The sequence below is a fragment of the Comamonas sp. Tr-654 genome, from assembly GCF_011752915.1.
Lineage (GTDB): Bacteria > Pseudomonadota > Gammaproteobacteria > Burkholderiales > Burkholderiaceae_C > Comamonas.
Genome location: NZ_VWWQ01000008.1, coordinates 199,872 through 223,303, shown reverse-complemented (window position 1 = coordinate 223,303; position 23,432 = coordinate 199,872). Strand labels below are relative to the sequence as shown.

Here is a 23,432-nt window from a genome sequence, read left to right as displayed (position 1 = left end):
GGGGCTAGTTCCTCAATGGATTGAAATCGGCAAAACACCGGAGGCAAAGACTCAGGCGCGAAATTTGTTGGTGATGGGATAACGCCAGTCCTTGCCGAAGCTGCGCATCGTCAGGCGCGGACCGACCGGAGCCTGGCGGCGCTTGTACTCGTTGATTTGTATCAGACGCGTGACCCGTTCCACGTCCGCCGGCGCAAAACCCTCGGCGACGATGGAACTTATGCTGTCGTTGCTTTCCATGTAGCGGGACACGATGGCATCCAGCACCTCGTAGTCCGGCAGGCTGTCCTGATCCTTCTGATCGGGGCGTAGCTCGGCGCTGGGCGGGCGCGTGATGATGCGCTCGGGGATGGGGTCGAGCCCGGTGCCAAAGGGGTCGTTGGCATTGCGCCAGCGCGCCAGCGCGAACACCTCGGTCTTGAACACGTCCTTGATGACGGCAAAGCCGCCGGCCATGTCGCCGTACAGCGTGCAGTAGCCGGTGGACATCTCGCTCTTGTTGCCCGTGGTCAGCACAATGGAGCCAAACTTGTTGCTCATGGCCATCAGCAGGGTGCCGCGAATACGGGCCTGCAGATTTTCCTCGGTCGTGTCTTCGGCACGCCCGGCAAACGTGCCGGCCAGCGCCGCCTTGAAGGCCTCGAACTGCGGCGCGATATCGATCTCTTCGTGCTGCACGCCCACGCGTTCGGACATTTCGCGCGCGTCCAGCCAGCTGATATCGGCCGTATAGGGCGAAGGCATCATGACCGTGCGTACCTTGTCCGCACCCAGAGCATCCACGGCAATGGCCAGCACCAGGGCCGAATCCATGCCGCCCGACAGGCCGATGAGCGCGCCCGGAAATCGGTTCTTGCCCACATAGTCGCGCACGGACAGCACCAGCGCAGACCAGAGCGCCTGATGATGGTCCGGCAGAGGCCTGACTTCGCCCATCAGCGTCGCGCCGCCATCGCCCGCATGCGCAGCCACCATGGGCAGATCTTCCTCGAAGGCCGCCGCACGCGCCGCCACCTGGCCGTCGGCCTGCACCGCGAACGAGCAGCCGTCGAACACGACTTCATCCTGGCCACCCACCAGATGGGCATAGACCAAAGGAACCGCGTTTTCCACGGCGCGCTGCGCAATCACCACCTCGCGCTCCAGGGGTTTGCCACTATGGAATGGCGAGGCATTGATGACGACCAGCAACTGGGCGCCTGCGGCCACGGCGGCACGGGCCGGGCCGGCATGCCAGGCATCCTCGCAAATCAGCACACCGATACGGATGCCGTCGAGCTCGAAGACGCAGCTTTCCTTACCGGCCGCAAAGTAGCGCTGTTCGTCAAACACGCCAAAATTGGGCAGCAGTTGCTTGTAATAGTGTGCAATCCGCTGGCCGTCACGCAGCACGCTGGCAGCGTTGAACAAAGTCCCGCCCTGCGCATCGCGCTGCGGGTGACCGATGACCAGGGCCAGCCCCGGCCATTGGCAGCTGGCCTGCTGCAGCTGCTTCAAAGCCTCGTCGCAGGCATCCAGAAAAGCCGGACGCAGATAAAGGTCTTCGGCAGCATAGCCACACAGGGCCAGCTCGGGCGTGAGCAGCAGGCGGGCACCGTTGGCATAAGCTTGTTCGGCAGCGGCAATGATTTTCTGGACATTGCCAGAGAGGTCTCCCACAACAAAATTGCGTTGGGCACAGCAGATGGAAAGCGTCATGAAATGCAAGCTAGGCGGTGAGGCCACCAGCCCCCGCGACAATCAGGGCATGGCCGAAAACAAGATTATCACTCGCGTGCTTGCCAGCGTGCAGCAGCTGGACGCACAAACCTGGAATGTGCTGCTGGCCTCTCAATCCACGCCCACGCCCTTCATGCGTCACGAGTACCTGGCTGCGATGGAGCAAAGCGGCAGCGCCACGCCCGATACGGGCTGGATCGCACGGGTCATCACCGTCTGGGACGGCGATGAGCTGCTGGCGGCCTGCCCCCTCTATATCAAGACCCACTCCTACGGCGAATATGTGTTTGACTGGGCCTGGGCGCGTGCCTACCAGCAGCATGGCCTGCCTTACTACCCCAAGGGTTTGCTGGCCGTCCCCTTCACGCCCGTGCCCGGCTCCCGCCTGCTGGCGCGCAGCCAGGCGCTGCGTGTGGCGTTGGTGCATGCCGTCCAGGCCTGGGCAGTCGAGCAGCAGCTGTCATCGCTGCACTTGCTGTTCGGTGATGCCGACGATCTTGCCGCCTGCGCTGCGGCCGGCTGGATGCAGCGCAGCACGGTGCAGTTTCACTGGACGAACACGCCGCCCGCACTACCCGCTGCGGACGCCACTCGGCCTGCAGAGGCAGAGGCCGCCAGCCTGCAGGCCTGCGCCGGCACTGCGGCGACAGCGTCCCGCTGGAAGGACTTCGACGACTTTCTGGGCTCGCTGAACCAGGAAAAGCGCAAGAAGATCCGCCAGGAGCGACGCAAGGTTCGCGGAGCCGGTGTGAGCTTCAGGGCCATCAAGAGCTGCGATATCGGTGAACAGGACTGGTCCTTCTTCTACCGCTGCTATGAACGCACCTACCTGGAGCATGGCAACCCACCTTATCTGACACCAGAGTTCTTTGCCACCATGGCCTCGGCCATGCCCGAGAACTGGGTGATGTTCATCGCCGAGCGCAACGGGCAACCGATCGCCTCAAGTTTGATAGCTATTACCGCTTTTGAGTCAACGATTTCAGCATTAGATCCATTGTTTTTTGAAGACAGGCAAACGCAAGCCGCTATCAATAGCAAGGTCGCCTATGGCCGCTACTGGGGCGCTCTGGAGCGGGTCGACAGCTTGCATTTCGAAGCCTGCTACTACCAGCCCATCGAATGGTGCATTGCCAACGGCTTTGACCGTTTCGAAGGCGGCGCCCAGGGAGAGCACAAGATGGCCCGCGCGCTGCTGCCCGTGGAGACCCCCAGCGCCCACTGGGTGGCCCACCCGGCTTTTGCCGATGCCATCGAGCGCTTTTTGCAGCGCGAAGGCGAAGGCATGGCCCAGTATGTGCAAGAGTTGCAGTCCCATAGCCCGCTGCGCAGGGCCTGAAGGCGGAGACAAAAAGGCCGCTTTGCAGCAGCCTTGATTCCCGGACCCTTGGAGACATTCAGAAGGTTTCCCAGTCATCCTCGTTCAACGAGGACTTGGGGGAATTGCGGACAGGCGCGGATTCGCTCGCCATGGAACCGCCCATCAAGGAGCGCGGAGCCGCCTGCCTGGGTGCCGGCTGGGCTGCCACACGGCGGGCAGGCGCCTGGCGCGCCGGTGCGGCAGCAGCGGCCTTGGCTGGCGCGGCGGCACGTGAGACAGTCTTTGGCGACTGTTCGTAAGCCGCTGCGCCTGGCAGCTGAAACACCGCCACGGCCTGGACCAGATCCTGTGCCTGTTTGCGCAGCGCACCGGCGGCGGCTGCGCTTTCTTCGACCAGCGCCGCATTCTGCTGCGTCGTCTGATCCATCTGCGTCACCGCCTCGCCCACCTGGGCCACACCCTGGCTCTGCTCCTGGCTGGCGGCACTGATTTCGGTCATCAGGTCCGTCACCCGGCTGATCGCCGACACGATGTCGGCCATGGTTGCTCCGGCCTTGTCCACCAGCTGGGTGCCCTGCTCCACCCGCTGCACGCTGGTGTTGATCAAGGCCTTGATTTCCTTGGCAGCTTCGGCGCTGCGCTGGGCCAGCGTGCGCACCTCGCCCGCCACCACGGCAAAACCACGGCCCTGCTCACCGGCACGCGCCGCTTCCACGGCCGCATTCAGCGCCAGGATATTGGTCTGGAAAGCAATGGAGTCGATGACGGTGATGATGTCGGCAATCTGCTGGCTGCTGCTGTTGATGCCCTTCATGGTCTCCACCACTTCGGCCACCACGGCTCCGCCCTGCGCTGCCACCTGGGAAGCGTTCACGGCCATCTGATTGGCGGCACGGGCGTTGTCGGCGTTCTGGCGCACGGTGGAGCCCAGCTGCTCCATGGAAGCAGCGGTCTCCTCCAGCGCACTGGCCTGCTCCTCGGTGCGGCTGGAGAGATCGGCATTACCCGAGGCAATCTGCGAACTGGCAGAGGCCACGCCCTCTGCGTTCTGACGTACCGTGCGCACGGTCTGCACCAGACTGCTTTGCATGCGCTCCAGGGCGCCCAGCAGGCGACCGGTTTCATCCTCTCGCTCCACGCGAATGACGCCGCTCAGATCCCCATTGGCAACGCGGTCCGCGGCCTGCACCGCCTGCTCCAGCGGCGCACGGATGGAGCGCACCAGCCAGATGCCGGCGCCCAGGGCCACCAGCACCGCAATTGCTGCAGCCACGACCAGCAGGCTCACGGCACGGTCGTAAACCTGCTCGGAAGCCAGCGTCTCGCTTCTTGCTACATCACTGTTGAACTTGATCAGCTTCTGCAGGGTCGCCGAAGACGCGTCGTAGAGTTTGAGAGACTCGCCTCCCAGCAATTGCTTGGCCTGCTCCTTGTCGCCGCTGCGCGAAACCTCGAACAACCGCTTGTTCAGTTCCACATAACGCTCCCGCTCGTGCAGGAACTGCGTATAGAGCTCGCGCTCCTCGGCCGTGAGAATCAAAGGCTCGTAGAGCTTTTTGGCCTCGGCCAGATGTTTTTGCAATTGATCGAACTGGGTTTCCACCTGAGCCATATAAGCGGGCTCGTCATTATTGACATGCCGCAACTCGAGCAAGCGGGTGCGTGCCAGGTCGGTATTGAGGGTATTGATCACTTCCACACTGGGCAGGGCGTTGCCGGTGATGGTCTCGGCACTGGAGCGCATGGAGCGCAGCTGCAGCAAAGCCATGGCGACCACCACGACCAGCAACACGACCAGAATCCCGAACGTGCCGAGAATCCGCGTGGAGATTTTGATGCTTTTCATTGATTGCACCTCCCTCTATTACCAATTAGTTTTTTATAAATACTTCTGTTGAATCCAGGCCTGCGAAGCGCATGAATTCACTTTTTTCTGCTCGATCGGGAAATATCTCTCTGAATGGCACACAAGAGATGTAATGAACCGGATACCGGCTTATATGTTTTCAATTGTTTCCAGTTTCATAAACCTTGCCTATCTTCAAGAGCCTACAAATACGTAGGCAACCACTTACATCACCCCATTGGTTACTAGTAGTTACCAGTGACCGCGGCTAGGGATTCTGGATGGCGCCACAAATTACATTGCTTTGAAAAAGCACCAAGCCACCCTTCTTCTTGATCAATATCAAGACAGTTTGGAGAAAGCTTGTAAAAAACCCCGACAGCTTTCGCTATCGGGGTTTTGAGAAAAAGGTCATTGAAACCGGAAAATCCTCAGAACTGCTCCCAGTCCTGGTCGCCTTTCAAAGCGGGCTGTGCCGCAGGCACCGCCTTGACCTGCCCCTGGCCGGCCAATGCAGCGACTTGCGGGCCTGCGCTCTTTGGGGTCTTGGCAACTGTCGGTTCCGTACGGTTGCGCAAAGCCGCCGTGGCAAAGCTCTGTGCCTGATTGCCGAGCTGAAAAATCGCCACCGAATCGACCAAGGCCTTGGCCTGGCGCTGCAGCGAGTCGGCCGCCGCGGCACTTTCCTCCACCAGGGCCGCGTTCTGCTGCGTGGCCTGATCCATCTGGGTGATGGCTTCGCCGACCTGGGCCACACCCTGGCTCTGTTCGCTGCTGGCGGCGCTGATCTCGCCCATGATGTCCGTCACGCGGCCGATGGCCGTCACGATTTCGGCCATGGTGGCCCCGGCCTTGTCCACCAGTTGCGAGCCCTGCTCCACACGCTCCACGCTGGCATGAATGAGCTGCTTGATTTCCTTGGCGGCTTCGGCGCTGCGCTGGGCCAGCGTGCGGACCTCCCCCGCCACCACGGCAAAGCCACGGCCCTGCTCACCGGCACGCGCGGCCTCCACGGCTGCGTTCAGGGCCAGGATATTGGTCTGGAAGGCGATGGAGTCGATCACGCCGATGATGTCGGCAATCTGGCGGCTGCTGTCGTTGATGCCTTTCATGGTGTCTACCACCTGGGCCACAACAGCACCGCCGCGGCCCGCGACATCGGAAGCGTTCCTGGCCATCTGGTTGGCGCTCTGGGCATTGTCGGCGTTCTGACGCACGGTCGAGCCCAGCTGCTCCATGGACGCAGCCGTTTCCTCCAGAGCGCTGGCCTGGCTTTCGGTACGCGATGAAAGATCGGCATTGCCCTGGGCGATCTCGCTGGACGCCAGGGCCACGCCATGGGCATTGCCGCGCACATCCTGAACCACGGAGGACAGCTGGCGGCGCATGTCCTCCAGCGCGTTGAGCAGCAAGCCCATCTCGTCGCGGCGCTGGTTCTTCATCACCATGCCCAGCCTGCCGGCCGCCACGGCCTGCGCCAGCTCCACGGCCTTGGCCACGGGTGCCGTGATGGCACGTGTCATCGCAATACCGACCACGGCGGCAAACAGTACCACCAGCGCCAGCGTGCCGAGCAGCCAGTAGCGAGCCAGCTCGAAGCTGGATTTTTCGGCTTGCTGGGCCTGAGCCGCGTTCTCGAGCTGCAGCGTCATCAGCTTGCCTGTGCTTTCCGCCAGCTGGCTGAAGGCCTGCTCGGACAGCCCGGCAAAGAACAGGCCCAGTTCATCGGCCATGCCCGCCTGGCTGTCCACGGTGTTGTAGTCGCCGTCGCGCGCCCGTGCCAGCAACTGCTCGTGCAGCTTCAGGAAATTCGCCTTGTTGGCCTGATAGCCCTCATAGGCCTGGCGCAGCGGCTGGCTGGCAATCAGCTCGTTGACCACCTTCTCCTGCTCGGCAATGGTCTTCAGGCGCTGCTGGATCTGCTGCTCGTAGCCTTCGATCTCGACTAGCGTGCGTGCAGTGGCGATGCCTGCCTCATGGCGGCGCAGCCGGTTGTACTCGGAGCGCATGGAAGCCGCGTTGTAGACGCTGGGCAGCGCCACCTCGGATACCTCGCGACCCGCTGCATGAATGCTGGACAGCTGCAGCCAAGCCACCAGCCCGAGTAATGCAGACAGCAGCACCAGCGCCGTAAAGCTGATGCCCAACTTGGTCCCCACGCGCCAGTCCGAAATCTTCCAACTCATGCGCATCCCCTCGTATGTATCGATGCAGGCAATAAAAAACGCACCAAGCGAGGTCCGCCGGGTGCGTTTCAAATTGTATAGATGCAGATGGCGAGGCTTCTCTGCAAGTAAAGGTTAGAGACCCTTTACTAGTTTGGATCAGCCCTTGTAGTTGGCGATACCGTCCACGATTTCCTTGTGTGCCGCGTCCACGCCCTTCCAGCCCAGAACCTTGACCCACTTACCCTTTTCCAGATCCTTGTAATGCTCGAAGAAGTGGGCTATCTGCTGCAGGGTCAGCTCATGGATATCGCTGAGGTGGTTGATCTTGTCGTAGGAAGGCAGCAGCTTCTGTGTGGGAACGGCCAGAACCTTGCCGTCGACGCCGGACTCGTCTTCCATCTCCAGGATGCCGATGGCACGGCAGGGCACCACCACGCCGCTGGGCAGGGGGAAGGGAGTCATCACCAACACGTCCACGGGGTCGCCGTCGCCAGACAGGGTCTGGGGCACATAGCCGTAGTTCACGGGGTAGTGCATGGCAGTGCCCAGGAAACGATCCACGAACAGGCAGCCGGATTCCTTGTCCACTTCGTACTTCACGGGAGCCGAGTTGGCCGAAATTTCGATGACGACGTTGAAGACTTCAGGCGTCTTGGAGCCGGGGGTCACATTGTTCAGAGACATGATGGTTGGGAGAAGTAATACAAAAAGCCCGCCAGAGCCGACAAAGCATCGGCACCTGAGGGTCAGCCCGAGATTTTAGGCGCATGACCCTAACGCTGGAATTACATGTTTGAAAGCAGGGTCCGCAGCGATGCATTAAAGGCGACCGGCCGCGGCCGGAATATCCATAAAATAGGCGATTTACCCTTTACCTGACAATGCTTCAAGCTCTCAAAAACAGAGCATCATGCATTCACAGGCTGGCGACGTCGCACGGGACCGCTGCGCTGCTCTACTGCCGCCTGCACCTCCTTGCGTAGCCCGAGCGCAAAGCCCAGTTCGGCCGCAACAAACAGCGGGCCAATCACCAAGCCCATCACATCGTCAAAAAACGCGGGCTTGCGTCCCTCCCAGTAGTGACCGACAAACTGGATCACCCATCCGAGCGCGAACAGGCCCAGCCCCCAGGCCAGCCAACTGCCCATGGGCTGCGCGGCAATGGGAGCAGCCAGCGCCAGCATGACGGCCAGCACCACGCTCATGAACAGGCCGTAGCGCCCGTCCAGCCGCCAGTAATACACTGCGGCGGCAAGCGCCGCCAGCAGGGCCAGGGAGATCGGCATACCACCCAGCGCACCCCATTGCAGCCTGGCCAGCAGAATGACCACTGCCTGCATGATCATCGGCACGCCGATGTAGTGCGTGACGATATTGCGTGGGTCGCGGTGGTAGTCGGCGTAGTTGGACAGTTGATCGATTAGGGTTTTCATCGCTGTATCTCCTGGTCGCTTGTCAGAGCATGGTGGCGCAGCATCAACCTTGCCGTCTGTCATGCCACCGACACAAGCGCTAATACCCTCACCCGGGCCTGCACTGGCCTCCGTGCCCCCTGCACGCAAGCGCGGCAGCTTCGAGCATGTCAACTCCAATGACCTCTGGGCCATCGTGCAGGCCGGTCGCTGGTTCCGCTCGCTGCCGCCCGAGTTGACCGCCCAGATGCAGCAACTGGCCCAGCCAAGGCTGCTGGCCGCCGGCGAATGGCTGTTTCGCCGCGGCGATGCCCCCTGCGGCCTGTATGCAGTGGCCAGGGGCTCGCTCAGCATCTCCGGCACAGCAGCGCTTCAGGAAAACACCCGCACGGCCTTGCTGACCTTGATCGAGCCGCCGAGCTGGCTGGGCGAGATCGCCCTCTTCGACGGCGAGCCCCGCACCCACGACGCCTGCGCCAACACCGCCTGCGCCCTGCTGCATATCCCGATACCGCCGCTGCGCGAGTGGCTGGATGCCAATCCGCATTGCTGGCGCCACATGGCCCTGCTGCTGACCCACAAGCTGCGTGCCAGCCTGATTGCCCTGGAAGAGCAGACCGTGCTGCCTGCACCGCAGCGCGTGATGTGCCGTCTGGTCCAGATGGCCATGGGCCACGAGCAATGGGCCGACCGCATGCGCACCCACCGCGAGCTGGCCGTTTCGCAGGAGCAGATCGCACGCATGCTGGGTCTGTCACGCCAGACCACCAACCAGATCCTGCAGGAGCTGCAGCAGGCCGGCTGGCTGCAGCTGCGGCGCGGCAAGCTGGAAGTTCTGGACCTGGCCGCACTCAAGGCTGCAGCACTCACCGGGCAGATACCCGCGAGCAGCTAGGCACTTGCCGCCAGGTTTGGAGCCGCAGCCCTGCCGCCCCGCTGTCCGCTTGGTGCTGGACAAGTCTGCTATCTCTTTGATAATGAAATCGGGTCTGGCGCACCAGACCCGGTTCAAGATCATCGCGGGCGATCCAGCCAGGTTCCGACATGCCGTCGTCGCCCGCCATAACAACGGATACCCCATGCCCCTGCCTCCCAGTGCCAGCCGCACGCCAGCCCCCATCCATATGCGCGACGTCAAATACCGAGGCTATGCCCGTGATGACGGCATGTGGGACGTGGAAGCCGAGCTGATCGACCAGAAAACCTATGACATCGAGCTGCACGGCCGCCGCAAAGTGCCGGCAGGCAAGCCGATCCACCATATGTGGATCCGCCTGACCATCGATGCCGACATGGTGGTGCACGGCATAGAGGCAGCCATGGACGACCACCCCCTGGGCCACTGCCCCCAGGCCACAAAGTCCATGCAGAAGATGGTGGGCTGCTGCATAGCCCGCGGCTGGCGCCGCGCGATTGCCGACAATCTGGGCGGGGTGGTGGGCTGCACGCATCTTCGCGAGTTGCTGTTCAATATGGCAACGCCCGCTTTTCACACCGTGCTCAACCAGTTCGGCACCAATGGCTCGGGCCTGCCACCACGCCACCTGGGCCAGTGTCTGGGCTGGGACTTCAACGGCCCCGGCGTGGCAGAGTTTTACCCCGAGTTCAAAGACTGGAAGCCGCAGGCTCAGCAGCAACCCAGGGAAACCACTACACAAGCCTGATCCACAATACCGACAAGCGCTACCAGCTATCAATTTTGATAGCTCACAACAAGCCCGCAGCCGGCCCGGACTTCGCTATTGCGGCACAATCTAGCCCATGGCAGAACGTGTGATTCCCTTGGTCGATGAGCGTGCGGCATCCCGCAGCGCAATCGTCCCCAGCCCCCTGCAGGCCCCTACCGGGCTGCTGCAGGATCAATGGGGACGGCCTTTACGCGACCTGCGCATCAGTGTCACCGACCGCTGCAACTTCCGCTGCAACTACTGCATGCCCAAGGAAGTTTTTGACAAGAACTACCAGTATCTGCCCCACAGCTCGCTGCTGAGCTTCGAGGAAATTACGCGCCTGGCCAGATTGTTTGTCGCCCATGGCGTGCGCAAGCTGCGCCTGACCGGCGGTGAGCCGCTGCTGCGCAAGAACATCGAAGCCCTGATCGCCCAGCTGGCCGAGCTGCGTACGCCCGATGGCCAGCCGCTGGACCTGACACTGACCACCAACGCCTCGCTGCTGGCACGTAAGGCCCGCGCCCTGAAGGACGCCGGCCTGAACCGCGTGACCGTCAGCCTCGACGGGCTGGACGACGCCGTGTTCCGGCGCATGAACGATGTGGATTTCCCCGTGACCGATGTGCTGGCCGGCATCGAGGCTGCGCAGGCCGCAGGTCTGTCGCACATCAAGGTCAACATGGTGGTCAAGCGCGGCACCAATGACGACCAGATCCTGCCCATGGCCCGCTATTTCCGCGGCACGGGAATCACGCTGCGCTTCATCGAATACATGGACGTGGGTGCCACCAACGGCTGGCGCATGGACGAGGTGCTGCCCTCGGACGAGGTGATCGCGCGTCTGCGCGCCGAGCTGCCACTGATCCCGCTGGCGCCCAGCGCCCCGGGCGAGACCGCCGTGCGCTGGGGCTATGCCGATGCCAATGGTCAATATGACCCGCAGCTGGGCGAGGTGGGCGTCATCAGCAGTGTGACCCACGCTTTCTGCGGCGACTGCAACCGCGCACGCCTGTCCACCGAGGGCCAGCTCTATCTGTGCCTGTTCGCCAGCCAGGGCTGGGACTTGCGCAGCCTGCTGCGCACCGGTGCCAGCGATGCCGAAATTGCTGCTGCCATTGCCCCCATCTGGCAACAGCGCAACGATCGCTACTCGCAGCTGCGCAGCGAGATGCCGCCCGATACGGCGCCGGTGCGGCAAGGTCGGCGCATCGAGATGAGCTATATCGGTGGCTGACTCACACATCACTCCTGAGCAGATCACCGGTTGCGTGCTGGCCGGGGGGCGCGGCGCGCGCATGGGCGGCGTGGACAAGGGCCTGCAGCACTTTCAAGGCTTGCCACTGGCATTGCACGCATTGCGGCGCCTGGCCCCGCAGGTCGGCCACCTGCTCATCAATGCCAATCGCAATGCTGCGGCCTATGCCGCCCTGGGCCAGCCGCTGGCTGCCGAGGTCTGCGCCGACAGCCTGCACGACTACCCCGGCCCGTTGGCGGGATTCATGGCCGGCCTCGCGCTTTGCCGCACGCCATGGCTGCTGTGCGTGCCCTGCGATACGCCGCTGCTGCCCCTCGATCTGGCGACGCGAATGCTGGCGTCGCGCGGCGATGCCGATATCGTCATCGCTCACGGCTGGGATACCGAGCATGCCCAGCCGGGTCAGCCGCCGCAACTGCGCCCCCAGCCCGTGTTCTGCCTGCTGCGGGCCCAGCTCGCCTCCAGCCTGGAGCGCTTCATCATCGGCGGCGGCCGCAAGATAGACGCCTGGACCGGCCAGCATCGCAGCGCCCAGGCCCTCTTTGACCGCCCCGGGGACGAGCAGGCCTTCAGCAACGCCAACACGCTGGCCCAGTTGCTTGATCTGGAGCAAATCGCCACCGAACGTCAATCCTGATTCACCGGCACGTCAAGCCAAAAGCGTAAAGTGCCACGCAGCCCCATGGCCGCATCCCGTCATGAGGTTTTTTTATTTTTTGCCGTTATGACTGCGACTTTTCAACCTGCCGCTTCCTCCAGCGCCCAGACGCTGACCACTGACCAGGTACTGCAACAGCTGCAGGCCCTGCTGCAGCCGCTGGGTGCGGTCGCCGAGGTGGAAAGCATCGCCCTGCCCGATGCTCTGGATCGTGTGCTGGCAGCCGATGTGATCTGCCCGGTCAACGTCCCCCCCCATGACAACAGCGCCATGGATGGCTATGCCTTTGCCGGCAGCGAACTGGAGCAGGCACGACCCGGCCAGCCACTGATGCTGCGTGTGGTGGGAACGGCTCTGGCCGGAGGGCCGTGGCAAGGCCGGCTTGGCGCGGGCCAATGCGTGAAGATCATGACGGGTGCGGTCATGCCTGTGGGCGCGGACACGGTAGTCGCCCATGAACAGGCCAGCGCTGACCAGGAGTGCATTCAGTTTGACGGCTGTGCCCTGCGGGCGGGCGCCAATCGTCGCCTGCGCGGCGAAGACCTGGAGCAAGGCTCCGTGGCGCTGCATGCCGGCCAGCGTCTCACGCCTGCCGCCCTGGGTCTGCTGGCCAGCCTGGGACTGGGCCAGGTCAGCGTGCGGCGCAGACTCAGCGTGGCTTACTTTTCCACCGGCGACGAGCTGCTCAGCCCAGGTGCCGAGCCGCGCGAGGGAGCCATCTACGACAGCAACCGCTTCAGCCTGCAGGCGCTGCTGCGCCGCCTGGGCGCCCATGTGCTGGACCTGGGGGCCGTGCCCGATGAGCCGACAGCGCTGGAAGACCGTCTGCGCGAAGCAGCCACCCTGGCCGATGTGGTACTGACCAGTGGCGGCATCAGCACCGGCGAGGCCGATCACACCCGTGCGATGCTGCAGCGCCTGGGCACCGTGCAATTCTGGCGTGTGGCCATGCGCCCCGGTCGGCCACTGGCGGTGGGTCTGCTCGCTCCGGCAGGCGGAATCTCCTTGACCAGATCAGCAGGCATCCCGATCAAGACAGGTCCAGGCGTCTCACAGAGCCAGGGCAATACTCCACCCACTCAGCGCCCGGCGGTGCTGCTGGGGCTGCCCGGCAACCCGGTGGCCGCCATGGTGAGCTTTCTGATGTTTGTGCGCCCGGCCCTGGCCATGCTGGCAGGCGAAAGCGGCACCCCCGTGCCATTGCTGCAGGCGATCAGCGGCGAGCGCCTGCGCAAACGCCCGGGCCGTACCGAATATCTGCGCGGCGTGCTCGAACTCAACGAAAAGGGTCAGGCCGCTGTGCGCACCACGGGCCCGCAAGGCTCGGGCGTGCTCAGCTCCATGGTCGCAGCCGACTGCATCATCGTGCTGGACGATGCGCGCGGCGATGTCCAGCCCGGAGAATCCGTCAACATCCTTCTGCTGCAGGGTCTGATCTGAAGACACACTTGCCGTCTGCTCCTCGACCCTCGATCCATTCTGGGAAATATTTCATGCCATACCAAGCCACCCACTGGGCCACAGAACCCACAAGGCAGGCCATCGATGCGCTCAAGGGCGCGAACTTGCTGGAATTCGGCACCCCCTGGTGCGGCCACTGCCAGCGCGCCCAGCCGCAGCTGCAGTCCGCGCTGGCTGCGCAGCCTGAAGTGGCGCACATCAAGGTGGAAGACGGCCCCGGCCGGCCATTGGGGCGCAGCTATCGCGTCAAGCTCTGGCCCACGCTGATTTTTCTGCGTGACGGCAAGGAGGTGGTGCGCATCGTGCGCCCCGAAACCGAGCAGCAGATCCGCGAAGCGCTGGCACAGATCACGAACTGAGCCTGCACAACTGGCCCGGCCGGCTCCTGGTTCAGCCGTTTTTGAGGGCCAGCTCCACGCCCTTGTTGGCCAACGCATCGGCGCGCTCGTTGCCGGGGTCCCCGGCATGGCCCTTGACCCAGCGCCAGTCGATACGGTGGCCGCTGCCCTGCACCAGCGCATCCAGCTGCTTCCATAGCTCAACATTCTTGACAGGCTCCTTGGAAGCGGTGACCCAGCCCTTAGCCTTCCAGCCCTGTATCCACTCGGTAATGCCTTTGCGCACGTACTGGCTGTCCAGATACAGCACCACATCGCAGGGACGCTTGAGCGCGGACAGCGCCTCAATCACGGCCTTGAGCTCCATGCGGTTATTGGTGGTTCCCAGCTCACCACCGAAGAGTTCCTTCTGTGCCGATCCAGCCTGCAGCAATGCGCCCCAGCCTCCAGGCCCGGGATTGCCCTTGCAGGCGCCATCGGTATAGATCACAACTTGATTCAATTTTCTTCCTTGTTACGCCAGAACATGTCCGGCGGCTGCTTCTGGGTCACGGGCGCCTTCATGCCGGCCGGCACGCTGCTCTTGCGCCAGCTCGGGCTCATCAGTCGCATGCCCTGCACGCGCTTGACGGCCACCACGCAATAGACGCCCCCCATCACCGGCCAGCATCGGTGGCCCAGGCCTTCCATGAACTGCCAGCGGCTCAGCCACTTCTCACTTTGAGTGGCAGGACGATAACAGCCAAATTGCACGGCTTCGATCTCGAAGCTCAGCAATCGCAGCCAATCTCGCAAACGCCAGTAGCCCACGCCCAGGCTCAGATCCGGCAAATAGCCCGCGCTGCGCTCCACCCGGCGCTGCAAGCCCAGCAGACTGGAGGGATTCAGCCCGCTGATCACCAACCGACCTTCAGGAACCAGCACGCGCGCAGCCTCGCGCAATGCGGCATGCGGGTCGTTGGAGGCCTCCAGCGTATGCGGCATCAGCAGCAGGTCGAGGCTTGCCTCGGCAAAAGGCAGGGCTTCCGGGACGGTCCTTAGCGCCGGCATCAACGGGGCAAAATTCTGCATTTCATCGGCGGGCGGCTGCGCCTGTGACACTCGGTCCGCCGCCGCTTGCGCTACAGTGCCTGCTTTTGCATCCGGAACGGGATCAAGGCCCTCCAGCGCCAGCCAGCGATGGGGCATGCGGTTGCCACGCAGGCCTTGCAGCTGCGGCAAGCCCAGTTGCAGGGCGTGGTAGCCAAAGATATCGGCCACCGCCTCGTCAAAGCGCTGCTGCTCCCATTCCAGGAGGTAGTGCCCTAAGGCTGAATCCGTCCAGTGATGCATCTCTATAATTTTGCAGCTCATGAACCTGTTGCCCATTCCCGCCTTTTCCGACAACTACATCTGGATGCTCCACGATGCGGAACACGCCGTGGTCGTCGATCCGGGTCAGGCCGAGCCTGTGCTGAGCACATTGGCACAGCGGGGTCTGAAACTGCTGGGCATTTTAGTCACCCATCATCATGCCGACCATGTGGGCGGCATCGATGTCATTCGCGCGGCCACCGGCGCTCCCGTCTGGGGCCCAGCCTACGAGTCCCTGCCCGAGCCCGTCACGCGCGTGCAGGGCGGCGACAGCGTCGAGCTGCTCGGCGGCCCCTGGCAAGTCATCGATGTGCCCGGACACACCAGCGGTCATATTGCCTTCTTCAGCACCCGGGCTCAAAGCCAGCCCCTGCTGTTCTGCGGCGACACGCTGTTCTCGGGCGGCTGCGGCCGCCTTTTCGAAGGCACGGCAGCGCAGATGCAGGCCTCGCTGGACTCACTGGCCGCCCTGCCCGGCAACACGCTGGTGTGCTGCGCACATGAGTACACAATTTCCAACCTGCGATTTGCGCAGGCCGTGGAACCAAACAATCCAGAACTGGCTCAGTATCTGGAACATTGCCAGCAACTGCGCAAGAGCGGGCAGCCGACGCTGCCCTCCACATTGCAGACCGAGCTGGCCATCAACCCGTTCATGCGAAGCCGCGCTGCCGATGTGATCGCAGCCGCCGTGCACCATGATCCTCAAACCAGGCCCGAGGACCCCGCCAGCGTGCTGGCCACCCTGCGCCAATGGAAAAACGTTTTCTGATGAAGCTGCTATCCACCCTGCTGCTGACAAGCGCACTGATATTGACCGGCTGCGCCACCACCAGCAGCGTCGACCCCATGTATCCGAACGGCCCGCTCAAACCCCTGGGCCAAGGCAAAGTCGGCAGCTCCGAAGTCGCTGAACTGGAAGCCACGGGCGACCTCTGGGTTCGCATCCGCAAGGGCTTTGCCATGCCCAATCTGGAGCAGGATCTGGTCCAGAACCAGGAGCAGTGGTATGCCACCCGCCCCGACTATATCCAGCGCATGACGGAGCGATCGAGCAAGTATCTGTTCCACATCGTCGAGGAGCTGGAGCGCCGCAACATGCCGACAGAGCTGGCGCTGTTGCCGTTCATCGAAAGCGCCTTCAATCCTCAGGCCGTCTCCAGCGCCAAGGCCGCCGGCATGTGGCAGTTCATGCCGGCCACCGGCACCTATTTCGACCTCAAGCAGAATGTCTTCCGCGACGATCGCCGCGATGTGCTGGCCTCGACCCGTGCCGCGCTCGACTATCTGCAAAAGCTCTACAACATGTTCGGCGACTGGCATCTGGCCCTGGCCGCCTATAACTGGGGCGAGGGTAGCGTGGGCCGCGCCATCAAGCGCAATGAGAAGCTGGGCCAGCCTGCGGGCTACCTCGATCTGCAGATGCCGGCCGAAACCCGCAACTACGTGCCCAAGCTGCAAGCCGTCAAGAACATCGTGGCCGAGCCCGAGAAGTTCAACACAGAGCTTCCCATCATCGAAAACCACCCCTATTTCCAGGCCGTGGATCTGCCGCACGACATCGACGTGGAGCTGGTGGCCAAGCTGGCCGATGTCAGCGTGAATGACTTCAAGGCGCTCAACCCCAGCTTTCACAAGCCGGTGATCTTTGCGCGTGCCACGCCACAGGTGCTGCTGCCCTGGGACAACGCCAAGGTTTTCCGCCGCAATCTGCAGGCCTATAGCGAAGGCCAGTTTGCCAGCTGGACGGTATGGACCGTGCCCACCACCATCACCGTGGCCGAAGCCGCCCAGCGCGCGGGCCTTGGCGAAGCCGATCTGCGCGCCATCAACAACATCCCGCCGCGCATGCTGATCAAGGCCGGCTCGACCCTGATGGTGCCGCGCGATGCCAATGTCAAGACCGATGTGCCCGGCCATGTGGCAGACAACGGTCAGATCTCCTTCGCTCCTGAAGTCGTGACCGTGCGCACCACGGTCAAGGCGCGCAAGCGCGATACCCTGGTCAGCGTGGCCAGCCGCTATGGCATCAGCGTCTCCAATCTCGCTGACTGGAACGACCTCAAGTCGACGGCATCCCTGCGCCCCGGCCAGTCGCTGATTGCCTACCTGCCCAGCCGCACAGCCCGTAGCGCACGCGCCGAAAGCAATGACAGCTCGGCCCGCAACACCCGTGGCGGCAGCAAGGTGGCAACCGCCAGCAAGAACGCCAGAACCAGCAGCGCGCCAGCTCCCCGCGGCGGCAAGAGCGAACCCAAGGCTCGTGGCGGCACACCTGCCAAGAAGCGCAAATAAGCCTCGCCACCCGCAAAAAAGCCCGCTGCTCGCAGAACCAGCGGGCTTTTTTATCTCTGTTTAAAAGAAACAGATAGCAGCAGACGCTTTACAGATGGGCGATTAAGGCCAATCCAAACAATATTTTTTAGCGCCTGTCCACCAGCGCGTGGGCAATCGTGCCCAGATCCACATATTCAAGTTCGCTGCCTATAGGCACGCCGCGCGCCAGCCGCGTGACCAGGATGCCGCGCGACTTGAGCGCCTCGCTGATGGCATGGGCCGTGGCCTCGCCTTCGGCCGTGAAGCTGGTGGCCAGAATCACCTCCTGCACCGCGCCGTCACAGGCACGCTCCAGCAACTGCTTCATGCCGATTTCCTTGGGGCCCACGCCATCGAGCGGCGACAGCCGCCCCATCAGCACGTAGTAGTAGCCCTGGTAGGCCCCCGTGCGCTCCATGGCAGCCAGATCGGCCGGCGCCTCGACCACGCACAGCCGCGCGCCATCGCGCCCAGCGTCATCACAGATGCTGCAGATAGCACCTTCGGTAAACGTGTGGCAGCGCTCGCAGTGATGCACCGAGTTCACCGCAGAGTCCAGCGCCCGCGCCAGTTGCAGCGCCCCGGCCTGGTCACGCTGCAGCAAATGAAACGCCATGCGCTGTGCCGACTTGATGCCCACGCCCGGCAGCCGGCGCAAGGCCTCGATCAAGGCATCCAGAGATTGCACATCAGACACGGGTTGTCCTTTCAGTCACCAGAAAAAAGGCGATCTGCCACTGCGCAGATCGCCATTCACTCCCCTACACATCCCGGCCAGGGACAGCAGCAGGAGCCACATCGCGGCACCGCAGCCATCTTCGCCAGGGAAACGGCACTGCCGCTCAGGGGGAAATCCGTCAGAACGGGAACTTCATCCCGCCGGGCAGGCCTGGCATACCGGCAGTGATCTTGCCCATCTTCTCGTTGGAGGTCTCTTCGGCCTTGCGCACAGCAGCGTTAAAGGCGGCAGCCACCAGGTCTTCCAGCATGTCCTTGTCTTCGGCCAGCAGGCTGGGGTCGATGGTGATGCGCTTGACGTCATGCTTGCAGGTCATCACGACCTTGACCAGACCGGCACCGGATTCGCCTTCGACTTCGATATTGCCCAGCTCATCCTGAGCCTTCTTCAGGTTGTCCTGCATGGCCTGAGCTTGCTTCATCAAACCGGCGAGTTGTCCTTTGTTGAACATGAGAATTCCTTCTTTTGTTGAAACGCCTTATTCAGGCTGAATAGATATGGGTTTGATGCTACCGGGCACGATTTTCGCGCCAAAGTCTCGCATCAAGGTTTGCACCTGCGGATTGCTTTTGACAATGTCCTCGGCCAGCAACTGGCTGGCTTGTCTTTCCAGGGCCAGTCGGCGGGCAGGACTGTCCGTCACCGGCCCTTGCTCAACCTGCAATTGTCGCGCATGGCCGGCCGCTTCCAGCGCAGCGCGCAAACGATCACGTGTGCCAGCCTGATTGAGTGAGCTGGACTCCACACGCAATCGCCACAGATCGCCCTCACGACCCAGCAGCTGCGACTGCAGCGCCAGCTGCCGCGCCACGGCCACCACGGCTTCGCTCTGCAGCAATTGCTGCACCACGTCAAACCACAGATCGCCCTCGGGGGTACGCTCCACGGGGGGGGCATCCTGAGCCGTGCTGGCATAGCCGCCGCTTGCGCTCTGGGCTGCCGGCTCGTCCGACTCCATGGGCGGCATGGCATGCAGGGGCTGGCCGACATCCAGTTCGGCATCATCGCCCCAGCGCCCATCGTCAGACCAGCCCTCATCGGGCATGCCTGCCCAGGCCGCTTCGCCGGCATCCTGCTCTTCGGGAGCATCGGCCTCGGCGCTCTCGGACACATCGTCGGCAGGCATCTGGTCTGCCTCGGCGGCGGCTTCCTGATTCGCTGCAACCATGTTTTGCTGAACCTCAGCAGGTTCAGGCGTCACGGCAGGAGCTGGCGACCGGATCGGCTCCGGGGCTGCCTGCATCGCAGGCCTTGCAGCGGAGTACACAGCTGAATCTGAGCGATCAGCAACCGTTTGAATCTGTTCTGGCTCGGCCATGGCGGCAACTGACACAGGCTCTTGCGCTGGTGCCGGCTCTGCGGCTTGCACAACAGGCTGCTGCACAGGCGGCAAGGACTGGACCTCGGTCGCGGGCACCTCCATCGCCACCTGCGGTGAAGCCGGAGGCGGCTGAATCTGAGCCGGGGCCTGGACAACAGGCCGGCTAGGCCTCAGCGCCGGAGTTTTTTTTTCAGCCGTGCCGGCTTCAGCATTTTCCGGCTTGAAGGCCAGCAGCCGCAGCAATGCCATTGTCAGCGCCGCATATTCATCCGGGGCCAGTCCCAGCTCGACGCGGCCGTGCAGGCAGATGCTGTAGAGCAACTGCGTCTCGTCGCACGGCATCAGGCTTGCCAGCCGATCTACTTCGGCTGCCTCCGGGTCGCTGGCATCCAGCGGCATCTCCGGCACGGCCTGCAGTACGGCCATGCGCTGCAGAACGGCGCACATTTCCTCCAGTGTCGATGCCGCAGACAAGCCGTTGTGGCGCAGCTCTTCGGAGACTTCAACCACCGTGCGCCCGTGCCCCTGCGCCAGGGCATCGATCAGGCGAAAGACATGGCTGCGATCCACGCTGCCCAGCATCTGGCGCACCGTCGCCTCCTGCAACTGCCCGCTGCCAAAGGCAATCGCCTGGTCGGTCAGACTCAGCGCGTCGCGCATGGAGCCGCGCGCGGCACGTGACAGCAATCGCAGCGCCTGAGGCTCAGCCGGCACGCTTTCCTTGTCCAGCACATGGGTCAGGTGCTCCAGAACCGTATCGGGCGCCATCGGGCGCAGATTGAACTGCAGGCAGCGCGAGAGCACGGTGACTGGTACTTTCTGCGGATCGGTTGTGGCCAGCACGAACTTCAGATACTCCGGAGGCTCCTCCAGCGTCTTGAGCATGGCGTTGAACGCGGTGTTCGTCAGCATGTGCACCTCGTCGATCATGAAGACCTTGAAGCGCCCCTGCACCGGTTTGTACACCGCCTGCTCCAGCAGGCTCTGCACCTCATCCACACCGCGGTTGGATGCAGCATCCAGCTCGGTGTAGTCGGGAAAACGACCGCTATCGATTTCAGTGCATGCTGCGCATACCCCGCAAGGGGTTGCGGTGATTCCACCATTGCCGTCCAGGCCCTGGCAATTCAGCGACTTGGCCAGAATGCGCGACACCGTGGTCTTGCCCACGCCACGTGTGCCCGTGAACAGATAGGCGTGATGCAGGCGCTGCTGGGTCAGCGCATTGGTCAGAGCCTGAACCACGTGCTCCTGCCCCACCATTTCAGTGAAGGTACGGGGCCGGTATTTGCGAGCAAGCACTAAATAAGACATAGCCTATGATTCTACGGGGCCGGGACATGCCAACAAGCCTGCTCCTGGAATCTCATTTCACAGCTCGCGGAACTGTGTCGGTTTTGCATCTATAATCGGGAGTGACGGGCCTCCTCGCATGGGGAAGCAGCCAACCGGGTCAGGTGGGGAACCAAGCAGCCCTAACTGTGGATACAGTGCCGAGATCAGGCTCGTCACCTTTCGATGGAAACCTCTTTGACAGACAAGAGGCTCTCTTCCAAGAAAGGCCATTCTTCACCATGAACAACACCATGCTGTGGCGCTTTGTCCAGGATAAGTGTTTCGCATCGACGTCCCATGCTTGGGAAGGCCGCACCGTTCAAAGCCGAACCTGAGCCCGCCATTGCTTCAAGGTCTCCCGCAGGCCTTCGGCAGACAAAAGCGGCCACCAAGAAATCGGATGCAAAAAAGGCCGCAATTGCAATTGCGGCCTTTCCATTTTTACCGGACTGACATGGCGCCATGTTGGGACGCCATGAAAGCTCAAACCGGAACGCCCACCAGATCATGTCCCTGCGTGCCCACAATGCGCACGCTGATCAGCTCGCCCACCTTGTAGGTCTTGCTGGCCTTTTCGGGCGGCTGGATATGCACCACACCGTCAATCTCGGGAGCATCGGCATAGGTGCGGCCCACACCGCCCTTCTTGCCCAGACTGACGGCCTTGTCCACCAGCACCTTCATGACCTGGCCCACGCGACGCTGCAGACGCTGGGTGGAGACTTCCTCGGCCACTTCCATGAAGCGCGCACGACGCGCCTCGCGCACCTCTTCGGGCAGCATGCCGGGAAGTTCGTTGGCGGTGGCGCCTTCGACGGGGCTGTAGGCAAAGCAGCCGGCACGGTCGATCTCGGCTTCGCGAATGAAGTTAAGCAGATGCTCAAACTCTTCCTCGGTCTCGCCGGGAAAACCGGCAATGAAGGTGGAGCGAATCACCAGCTCGGGGCAGATCTTGCGCCACTCGCGGATACGGTCCAGATTCTTTTCGCCCGACGCGGGTCGCTTCATGCGCTTGAGCACATCGGGGTGGCTGTGCTGCAGGGGCACGTCCAAGTAAGGCAGGATCTTGCCTTCGGCCATCAGGGGCAAGACCGCATCCACGGTGGGATAGGGGTAGACATAGTGCAGACGCACCCAGGCGCCGTGCTGCTGCGCCAGCTTGCCCAGCTCGTCAGCAAGTTCCAGCATGCGGGTCTTGACCGGCTTGCCGTCCCAGAAGCCGGTGCGGTACTTCACATCCACGCCATAGGCCGAGGTATCCTGGCTGATCACCAGCAGTTCCTTGACGCCTCCTTCGAACAGCGCCTTGGCCTCCTTGAGCACATCGCCGATCGGACGCGAGACCAGATCGCCGCGCATGCTGGGGATGATGCAGAAAGTGCAGCGATGGTTGCAGCCTTCGGAAATCTTCAGATAGGCATAGTGCTTGGGTGTGAGCTTGATGCCCGCGTCGCCAAAGCTGCCGGGCACCAGATCCACGAACGGATCGTGCGGCTTGGGCAGGTGGGTGTGCACGGCGTCCATCACCTCCTGAGTGGCATGGGGGCCGGTGACGGCAAGCACACTGGGGTGTACTTCAGCCACCATGCTGGAGCCGCCTTCCTTGCCAGCCTTGGCGCCCAGGCAGCCGGTCACGATCACCTTACCGTTGGCAGCCAGAGCCTCGCCAATGGTGTCCAGGCTTTCCTTGACGGCATCGTCGATGAAGCCGCAGGTATTGACGATGACCAGGTCAGCGCCCTCAAAGGTCTTGGAGGTCTGGTAACCCTCGGCACTGAGCTGCGTGAGAATCAGCTCGCTATCAGTCAAGGCCTTGGGGCAGCCTAGCGAAACAAAGCCTACTTTGGGGATAGCAGCTTGCGTGGGGCTATCGGAGTCGATTGATTTCATTTGATTTTTCCAGCAGCGCAGCGTCTACGCGCCAAGCAGCAATTTTATTTCAACGGCCAGATCAGCAGAATCGACTCTGTGGTTCGAGCCCGCTGAGCGCACGATGAGAAAACCGGTAAACGAAAAAGGCGCTACAGTTTCCATGGCTGTAGCGCCTGTATTCTGGTGGGTCCTGCGAGATGTGTACTCACGACCAACAAATCAAAAGCCCTTGTCTTCGTCAAACATCGACGCGGGCCCAAACAGGTCAATCGCCGGATTTTACCAGCTACGCATCCGGGCTGCTCACGCCCTCCTGGTCTTTATCCTCACAGCTCAGTTATGAGGTGACCCGATCCTGACCACTCGGACGCCCGAGAGCGCTGCTCAGCTGAGAGCCAACAAGAAAAGGCCCCGAGCGTGAGCCGATTCAAGATTCGGCACCGACGCATTCGGGCTGTGGCCGACCTCCAAGCCTTGAACTTCAAGCAATCCGCAGCCGTCCACCCTCGACCTCTATGCCTGACTTGCAGTGACTTCTGCACCTGCGACAACGACAGCTTTACGCTGCAGGCCAGCCATACAAGCGAAAGGCTCGCAGCAGGATGACTGCGAGCCTTTTCTCCTCTCCTACATGATTTATCAGGACAT

The 23,432-nt window shown here is 62.6% G+C and carries 21 protein-coding genes and 1 other RNA gene; 10 read left to right on the top strand and 12 right to left on the bottom strand.

Annotation, left to right across the window (positions count from 1 at the left end; all coding sequences use genetic code 11):
• Positions 1–51: 51 nt before the first annotated feature.
• Positions 52–1,698, bottom strand: a complete 1,647-nt coding sequence (locus tag F3J24_RS22230) for an NAD+ synthase (RefSeq protein ID WP_167010740.1) — start codon at positions 1,696–1,698, stop codon at positions 52–54.
• Here F3J24_RS22230 and F3J24_RS22225 point away from each other — a divergent pair.
• Positions 1,697–3,058 (top strand): GNAT family N-acetyltransferase, encoded by a 1,362-nt coding sequence (locus tag F3J24_RS22225; protein ID WP_205244911.1) that lies wholly within the window; start codon positions 1,697–1,699, stop codon positions 3,056–3,058. The genes F3J24_RS22230 and F3J24_RS22225 overlap by 2 nt on opposite strands.
• A 58-nt stretch (positions 3,059–3,116) precedes the next feature.
• Here the strand turns inward: F3J24_RS22225 and F3J24_RS22220 are convergent, their stop codons facing one another.
• The 4 genes from F3J24_RS22220 to F3J24_RS22205 all read right to left on the bottom strand — a co-directional run bounded on the left by F3J24_RS22220 (position 3,117) and on the right by F3J24_RS22205 (position 8,487).
• On the bottom strand, positions 3,117–4,886 hold the full coding sequence (locus tag F3J24_RS22220) for a methyl-accepting chemotaxis protein (protein WP_167010738.1): 1,770 nt from the start codon (positions 4,884–4,886) through the stop codon (positions 3,117–3,119).
• A gap of 431 nt (positions 4,887–5,317) precedes the next feature.
• Positions 5,318–7,072 carry a methyl-accepting chemotaxis protein gene (locus F3J24_RS22215; protein ID WP_167010736.1) on the bottom strand — a complete coding sequence of 585 codons (1,755 nt, stop codon included), beginning with the start codon at positions 7,070–7,072 and terminating at the stop codon, positions 5,318–5,320.
• Between the two features lie 138 nt (positions 7,073–7,210).
• On the bottom strand, positions 7,211–7,738 hold the full coding sequence (gene ppa, locus F3J24_RS22210; RefSeq protein WP_003056663.1) for an inorganic diphosphatase: 528 nt from the start codon (positions 7,736–7,738) through the stop codon (positions 7,211–7,213).
• Positions 7,739–7,962: 224 nt separating this feature from the next.
• Entirely contained in the window at positions 7,963–8,487 is a 525-nt protein-coding gene (locus F3J24_RS22205; protein ID WP_043007494.1) for a DUF962 domain-containing protein, read from the bottom strand.
• Between the two features lie 61 nt (positions 8,488–8,548).
• Here F3J24_RS22205 and F3J24_RS22200 point away from each other — a divergent pair, with 61 nt between their 5' ends.
• The 6 genes from F3J24_RS22200 (at position 8,549) to F3J24_RS22175 (ending at position 13,869) form a co-directional block, all read left to right on the top strand.
• Entirely contained in the window at positions 8,549–9,361 is an 813-nt protein-coding gene (locus tag F3J24_RS22200; protein WP_205244910.1) for a Crp/Fnr family transcriptional regulator, read from the top strand.
• Positions 9,362–9,545: 184 nt separating this feature from the next.
• Entirely contained in the window at positions 9,546–10,130 is a 585-nt protein-coding gene (locus F3J24_RS22195) for a DUF2889 domain-containing protein (protein ID WP_043007603.1), read from the top strand.
• A gap of 97 nt (positions 10,131–10,227) precedes the next feature.
• Positions 10,228–11,370, top strand: coding sequence for a GTP 3',8-cyclase MoaA (moaA, locus tag F3J24_RS22190; RefSeq protein WP_167010734.1), 1,143 nt, complete (start codon positions 10,228–10,230; stop codon positions 11,368–11,370).
• Complete coding sequence (gene mobA, locus F3J24_RS22185; protein ID WP_167010732.1) at positions 11,363–12,028, top strand: molybdenum cofactor guanylyltransferase MobA; 666 nt, start codon at positions 11,363–11,365, stop codon at positions 12,026–12,028. The genes moaA and mobA overlap by 8 nt, the downstream gene beginning before the upstream one ends.
• A gap of 87 nt (positions 12,029–12,115) precedes the next feature.
• Positions 12,116–13,489, top strand: coding sequence for a molybdopterin-binding protein (locus F3J24_RS22180; protein ID WP_167010730.1), 1,374 nt, complete (start codon positions 12,116–12,118; stop codon positions 13,487–13,489).
• A gap of 53 nt (positions 13,490–13,542) precedes the next feature.
• A complete protein-coding gene (locus F3J24_RS22175; RefSeq protein ID WP_167010728.1) occupies positions 13,543–13,869 on the top strand; it encodes a thioredoxin family protein in 327 nt (108 codons plus the stop codon).
• Between the two features lie 31 nt (positions 13,870–13,900).
• On the opposite strand, the gene rnhA is transcribed toward F3J24_RS22175, so the two are convergent.
• Positions 13,901–14,350, bottom strand: a complete 450-nt coding sequence (rnhA, locus tag F3J24_RS22170) for a ribonuclease HI (protein WP_003056672.1) — start codon at positions 14,348–14,350, stop codon at positions 13,901–13,903.
• On the bottom strand, positions 14,347–15,180 hold the full coding sequence (locus tag F3J24_RS22165; protein WP_167010833.1) for a methyltransferase domain-containing protein: 834 nt from the start codon (positions 15,178–15,180) through the stop codon (positions 14,347–14,349). The genes rnhA and F3J24_RS22165 overlap by 4 nt, the downstream gene beginning before the upstream one ends.
• Before the next feature lie 19 nt (positions 15,181–15,199).
• Between F3J24_RS22165 and gloB the strand changes: the two genes are divergently transcribed.
• Together gloB and F3J24_RS22155 are read left to right on the top strand one after the other, a co-directional pair.
• Complete coding sequence (gloB, locus tag F3J24_RS22160) at positions 15,200–15,973, top strand: hydroxyacylglutathione hydrolase (protein WP_167010726.1); 774 nt, start codon at positions 15,200–15,202, stop codon at positions 15,971–15,973.
• On the top strand, positions 15,973–17,496 hold the full coding sequence (locus tag F3J24_RS22155; RefSeq protein WP_167010831.1) for a transglycosylase SLT domain-containing protein: 1,524 nt from the start codon (positions 15,973–15,975) through the stop codon (positions 17,494–17,496). Before gloB ends, F3J24_RS22155 begins: the two co-directional genes overlap by 1 nt.
• A 127-nt stretch (positions 17,497–17,623) precedes the next feature.
• Here the strand turns inward: F3J24_RS22155 and recR are convergent, their stop codons facing one another.
• From recR to dnaX, 3 genes are all read right to left on the bottom strand, one after another.
• A complete protein-coding gene (gene recR, locus F3J24_RS22150; RefSeq protein ID WP_167010724.1) occupies positions 17,624–18,214 on the bottom strand; it encodes a recombination mediator RecR in 591 nt (196 codons plus the stop codon).
• A 160-nt stretch (positions 18,215–18,374) separates the two neighbouring features.
• Entirely contained in the window at positions 18,375–18,707 is a 333-nt protein-coding gene (locus tag F3J24_RS22145; RefSeq protein ID WP_003056681.1) for a YbaB/EbfC family nucleoid-associated protein, read from the bottom strand.
• Between the two features lie 27 nt (positions 18,708–18,734).
• The gene (gene dnaX / locus F3J24_RS22140; RefSeq protein WP_167010721.1) at positions 18,735–20,891 is read right to left on the bottom strand and encodes a DNA polymerase III subunit gamma/tau; all 2,157 of its coding nucleotides are present in this window, start codon (positions 20,889–20,891) and stop codon (positions 18,735–18,737) included.
• A gap of 103 nt (positions 20,892–20,994) precedes the next feature.
• Between dnaX and ffs the strand changes: the two genes are divergently transcribed.
• Positions 20,995–21,090, top strand: an RNA gene (gene ffs, locus F3J24_RS22135) — signal recognition particle sRNA small type.
• Here ffs and F3J24_RS22130 read toward each other — a convergent pair.
• Together F3J24_RS22130 and rimO are read right to left on the bottom strand one after the other, a co-directional pair.
• A complete protein-coding gene (locus F3J24_RS22130) occupies positions 21,086–21,376 on the bottom strand; it encodes a hypothetical protein (protein WP_167010719.1) in 291 nt (96 codons plus the stop codon). The two genes, ffs and F3J24_RS22130, sit on opposite strands and share 5 nt — an antisense overlap.
• Before the next feature lie 19 nt (positions 21,377–21,395).
• Complete coding sequence (gene rimO / locus F3J24_RS22125) at positions 21,396–22,802, bottom strand: 30S ribosomal protein S12 methylthiotransferase RimO (RefSeq protein WP_167010717.1); 1,407 nt, start codon at positions 22,800–22,802, stop codon at positions 21,396–21,398.
• Between the last annotated feature and the right edge of the window lie 630 nt (positions 22,803–23,432).

What these genes read in the sequence shown, in the direction of transcription:
- moaA (WP_167010734.1), top strand. Translation starts at nt 10,228, where the DNA reads ATGGCAGAACGTGTGATTCCCTTGGTCGATGAGCGTGCGGCATCCCGC.
- F3J24_RS22130 (WP_167010719.1), bottom strand. Translation starts at nt 21,376, where the DNA reads ATGGCGCCATGTCAGTCCGGTAAAAATGGAAAGGCCGCAATTGCAATT.
- F3J24_RS22205 (WP_043007494.1), bottom strand. Translation starts at nt 8,487, where the DNA reads ATGAAAACCCTAATCGATCAACTGTCCAACTACGCCGACTACCACCGC.
- gloB (WP_167010726.1), top strand. Translation starts at nt 15,200, where the DNA reads ATGAACCTGTTGCCCATTCCCGCCTTTTCCGACAACTACATCTGGATG.
- F3J24_RS22195 (WP_043007603.1), top strand. Translation starts at nt 9,546, where the DNA reads ATGCCCCTGCCTCCCAGTGCCAGCCGCACGCCAGCCCCCATCCATATG.
- F3J24_RS22230 (WP_167010740.1), bottom strand. Translation starts at nt 1,698, where the DNA reads ATGACGCTTTCCATCTGCTGTGCCCAACGCAATTTTGTTGTGGGAGAC.
- F3J24_RS22175 (WP_167010728.1), top strand. Translation starts at nt 13,543, where the DNA reads ATGCCATACCAAGCCACCCACTGGGCCACAGAACCCACAAGGCAGGCC.
- F3J24_RS22155 (WP_167010831.1), top strand. Translation starts at nt 15,973, where the DNA reads ATGAAGCTGCTATCCACCCTGCTGCTGACAAGCGCACTGATATTGACC.
- rimO (WP_167010717.1), bottom strand. Translation starts at nt 22,802, where the DNA reads ATGAAATCAATCGACTCCGATAGCCCCACGCAAGCTGCTATCCCCAAA.
- F3J24_RS22165 (WP_167010833.1), bottom strand. Translation starts at nt 15,180, where the DNA reads ATGCATCACTGGACGGATTCAGCCTTAGGGCACTACCTCCTGGAATGG.
- F3J24_RS22145 (WP_003056681.1), bottom strand. Translation starts at nt 18,707, where the DNA reads ATGTTCAACAAAGGACAACTCGCCGGTTTGATGAAGCAAGCTCAGGCC.
- ppa (WP_003056663.1), bottom strand. Translation starts at nt 7,738, where the DNA reads ATGTCTCTGAACAATGTGACCCCCGGCTCCAAGACGCCTGAAGTCTTC.
- F3J24_RS22180 (WP_167010730.1), top strand. Translation starts at nt 12,116, where the DNA reads ATGACTGCGACTTTTCAACCTGCCGCTTCCTCCAGCGCCCAGACGCTG.
- F3J24_RS22225 (WP_205244911.1), top strand. Translation starts at nt 1,697, where the DNA reads ATGAAATGCAAGCTAGGCGGTGAGGCCACCAGCCCCCGCGACAATCAG.
- F3J24_RS22220 (WP_167010738.1), bottom strand. Translation starts at nt 4,886, where the DNA reads ATGAAAAGCATCAAAATCTCCACGCGGATTCTCGGCACGTTCGGGATT.
- dnaX (WP_167010721.1), bottom strand. Translation starts at nt 20,891, where the DNA reads ATGTCTTATTTAGTGCTTGCTCGCAAATACCGGCCCCGTACCTTCACT.
- F3J24_RS22200 (WP_205244910.1), top strand. Translation starts at nt 8,549, where the DNA reads ATGCCACCGACACAAGCGCTAATACCCTCACCCGGGCCTGCACTGGCC.
- F3J24_RS22215 (WP_167010736.1), bottom strand. Translation starts at nt 7,072, where the DNA reads ATGAGTTGGAAGATTTCGGACTGGCGCGTGGGGACCAAGTTGGGCATC.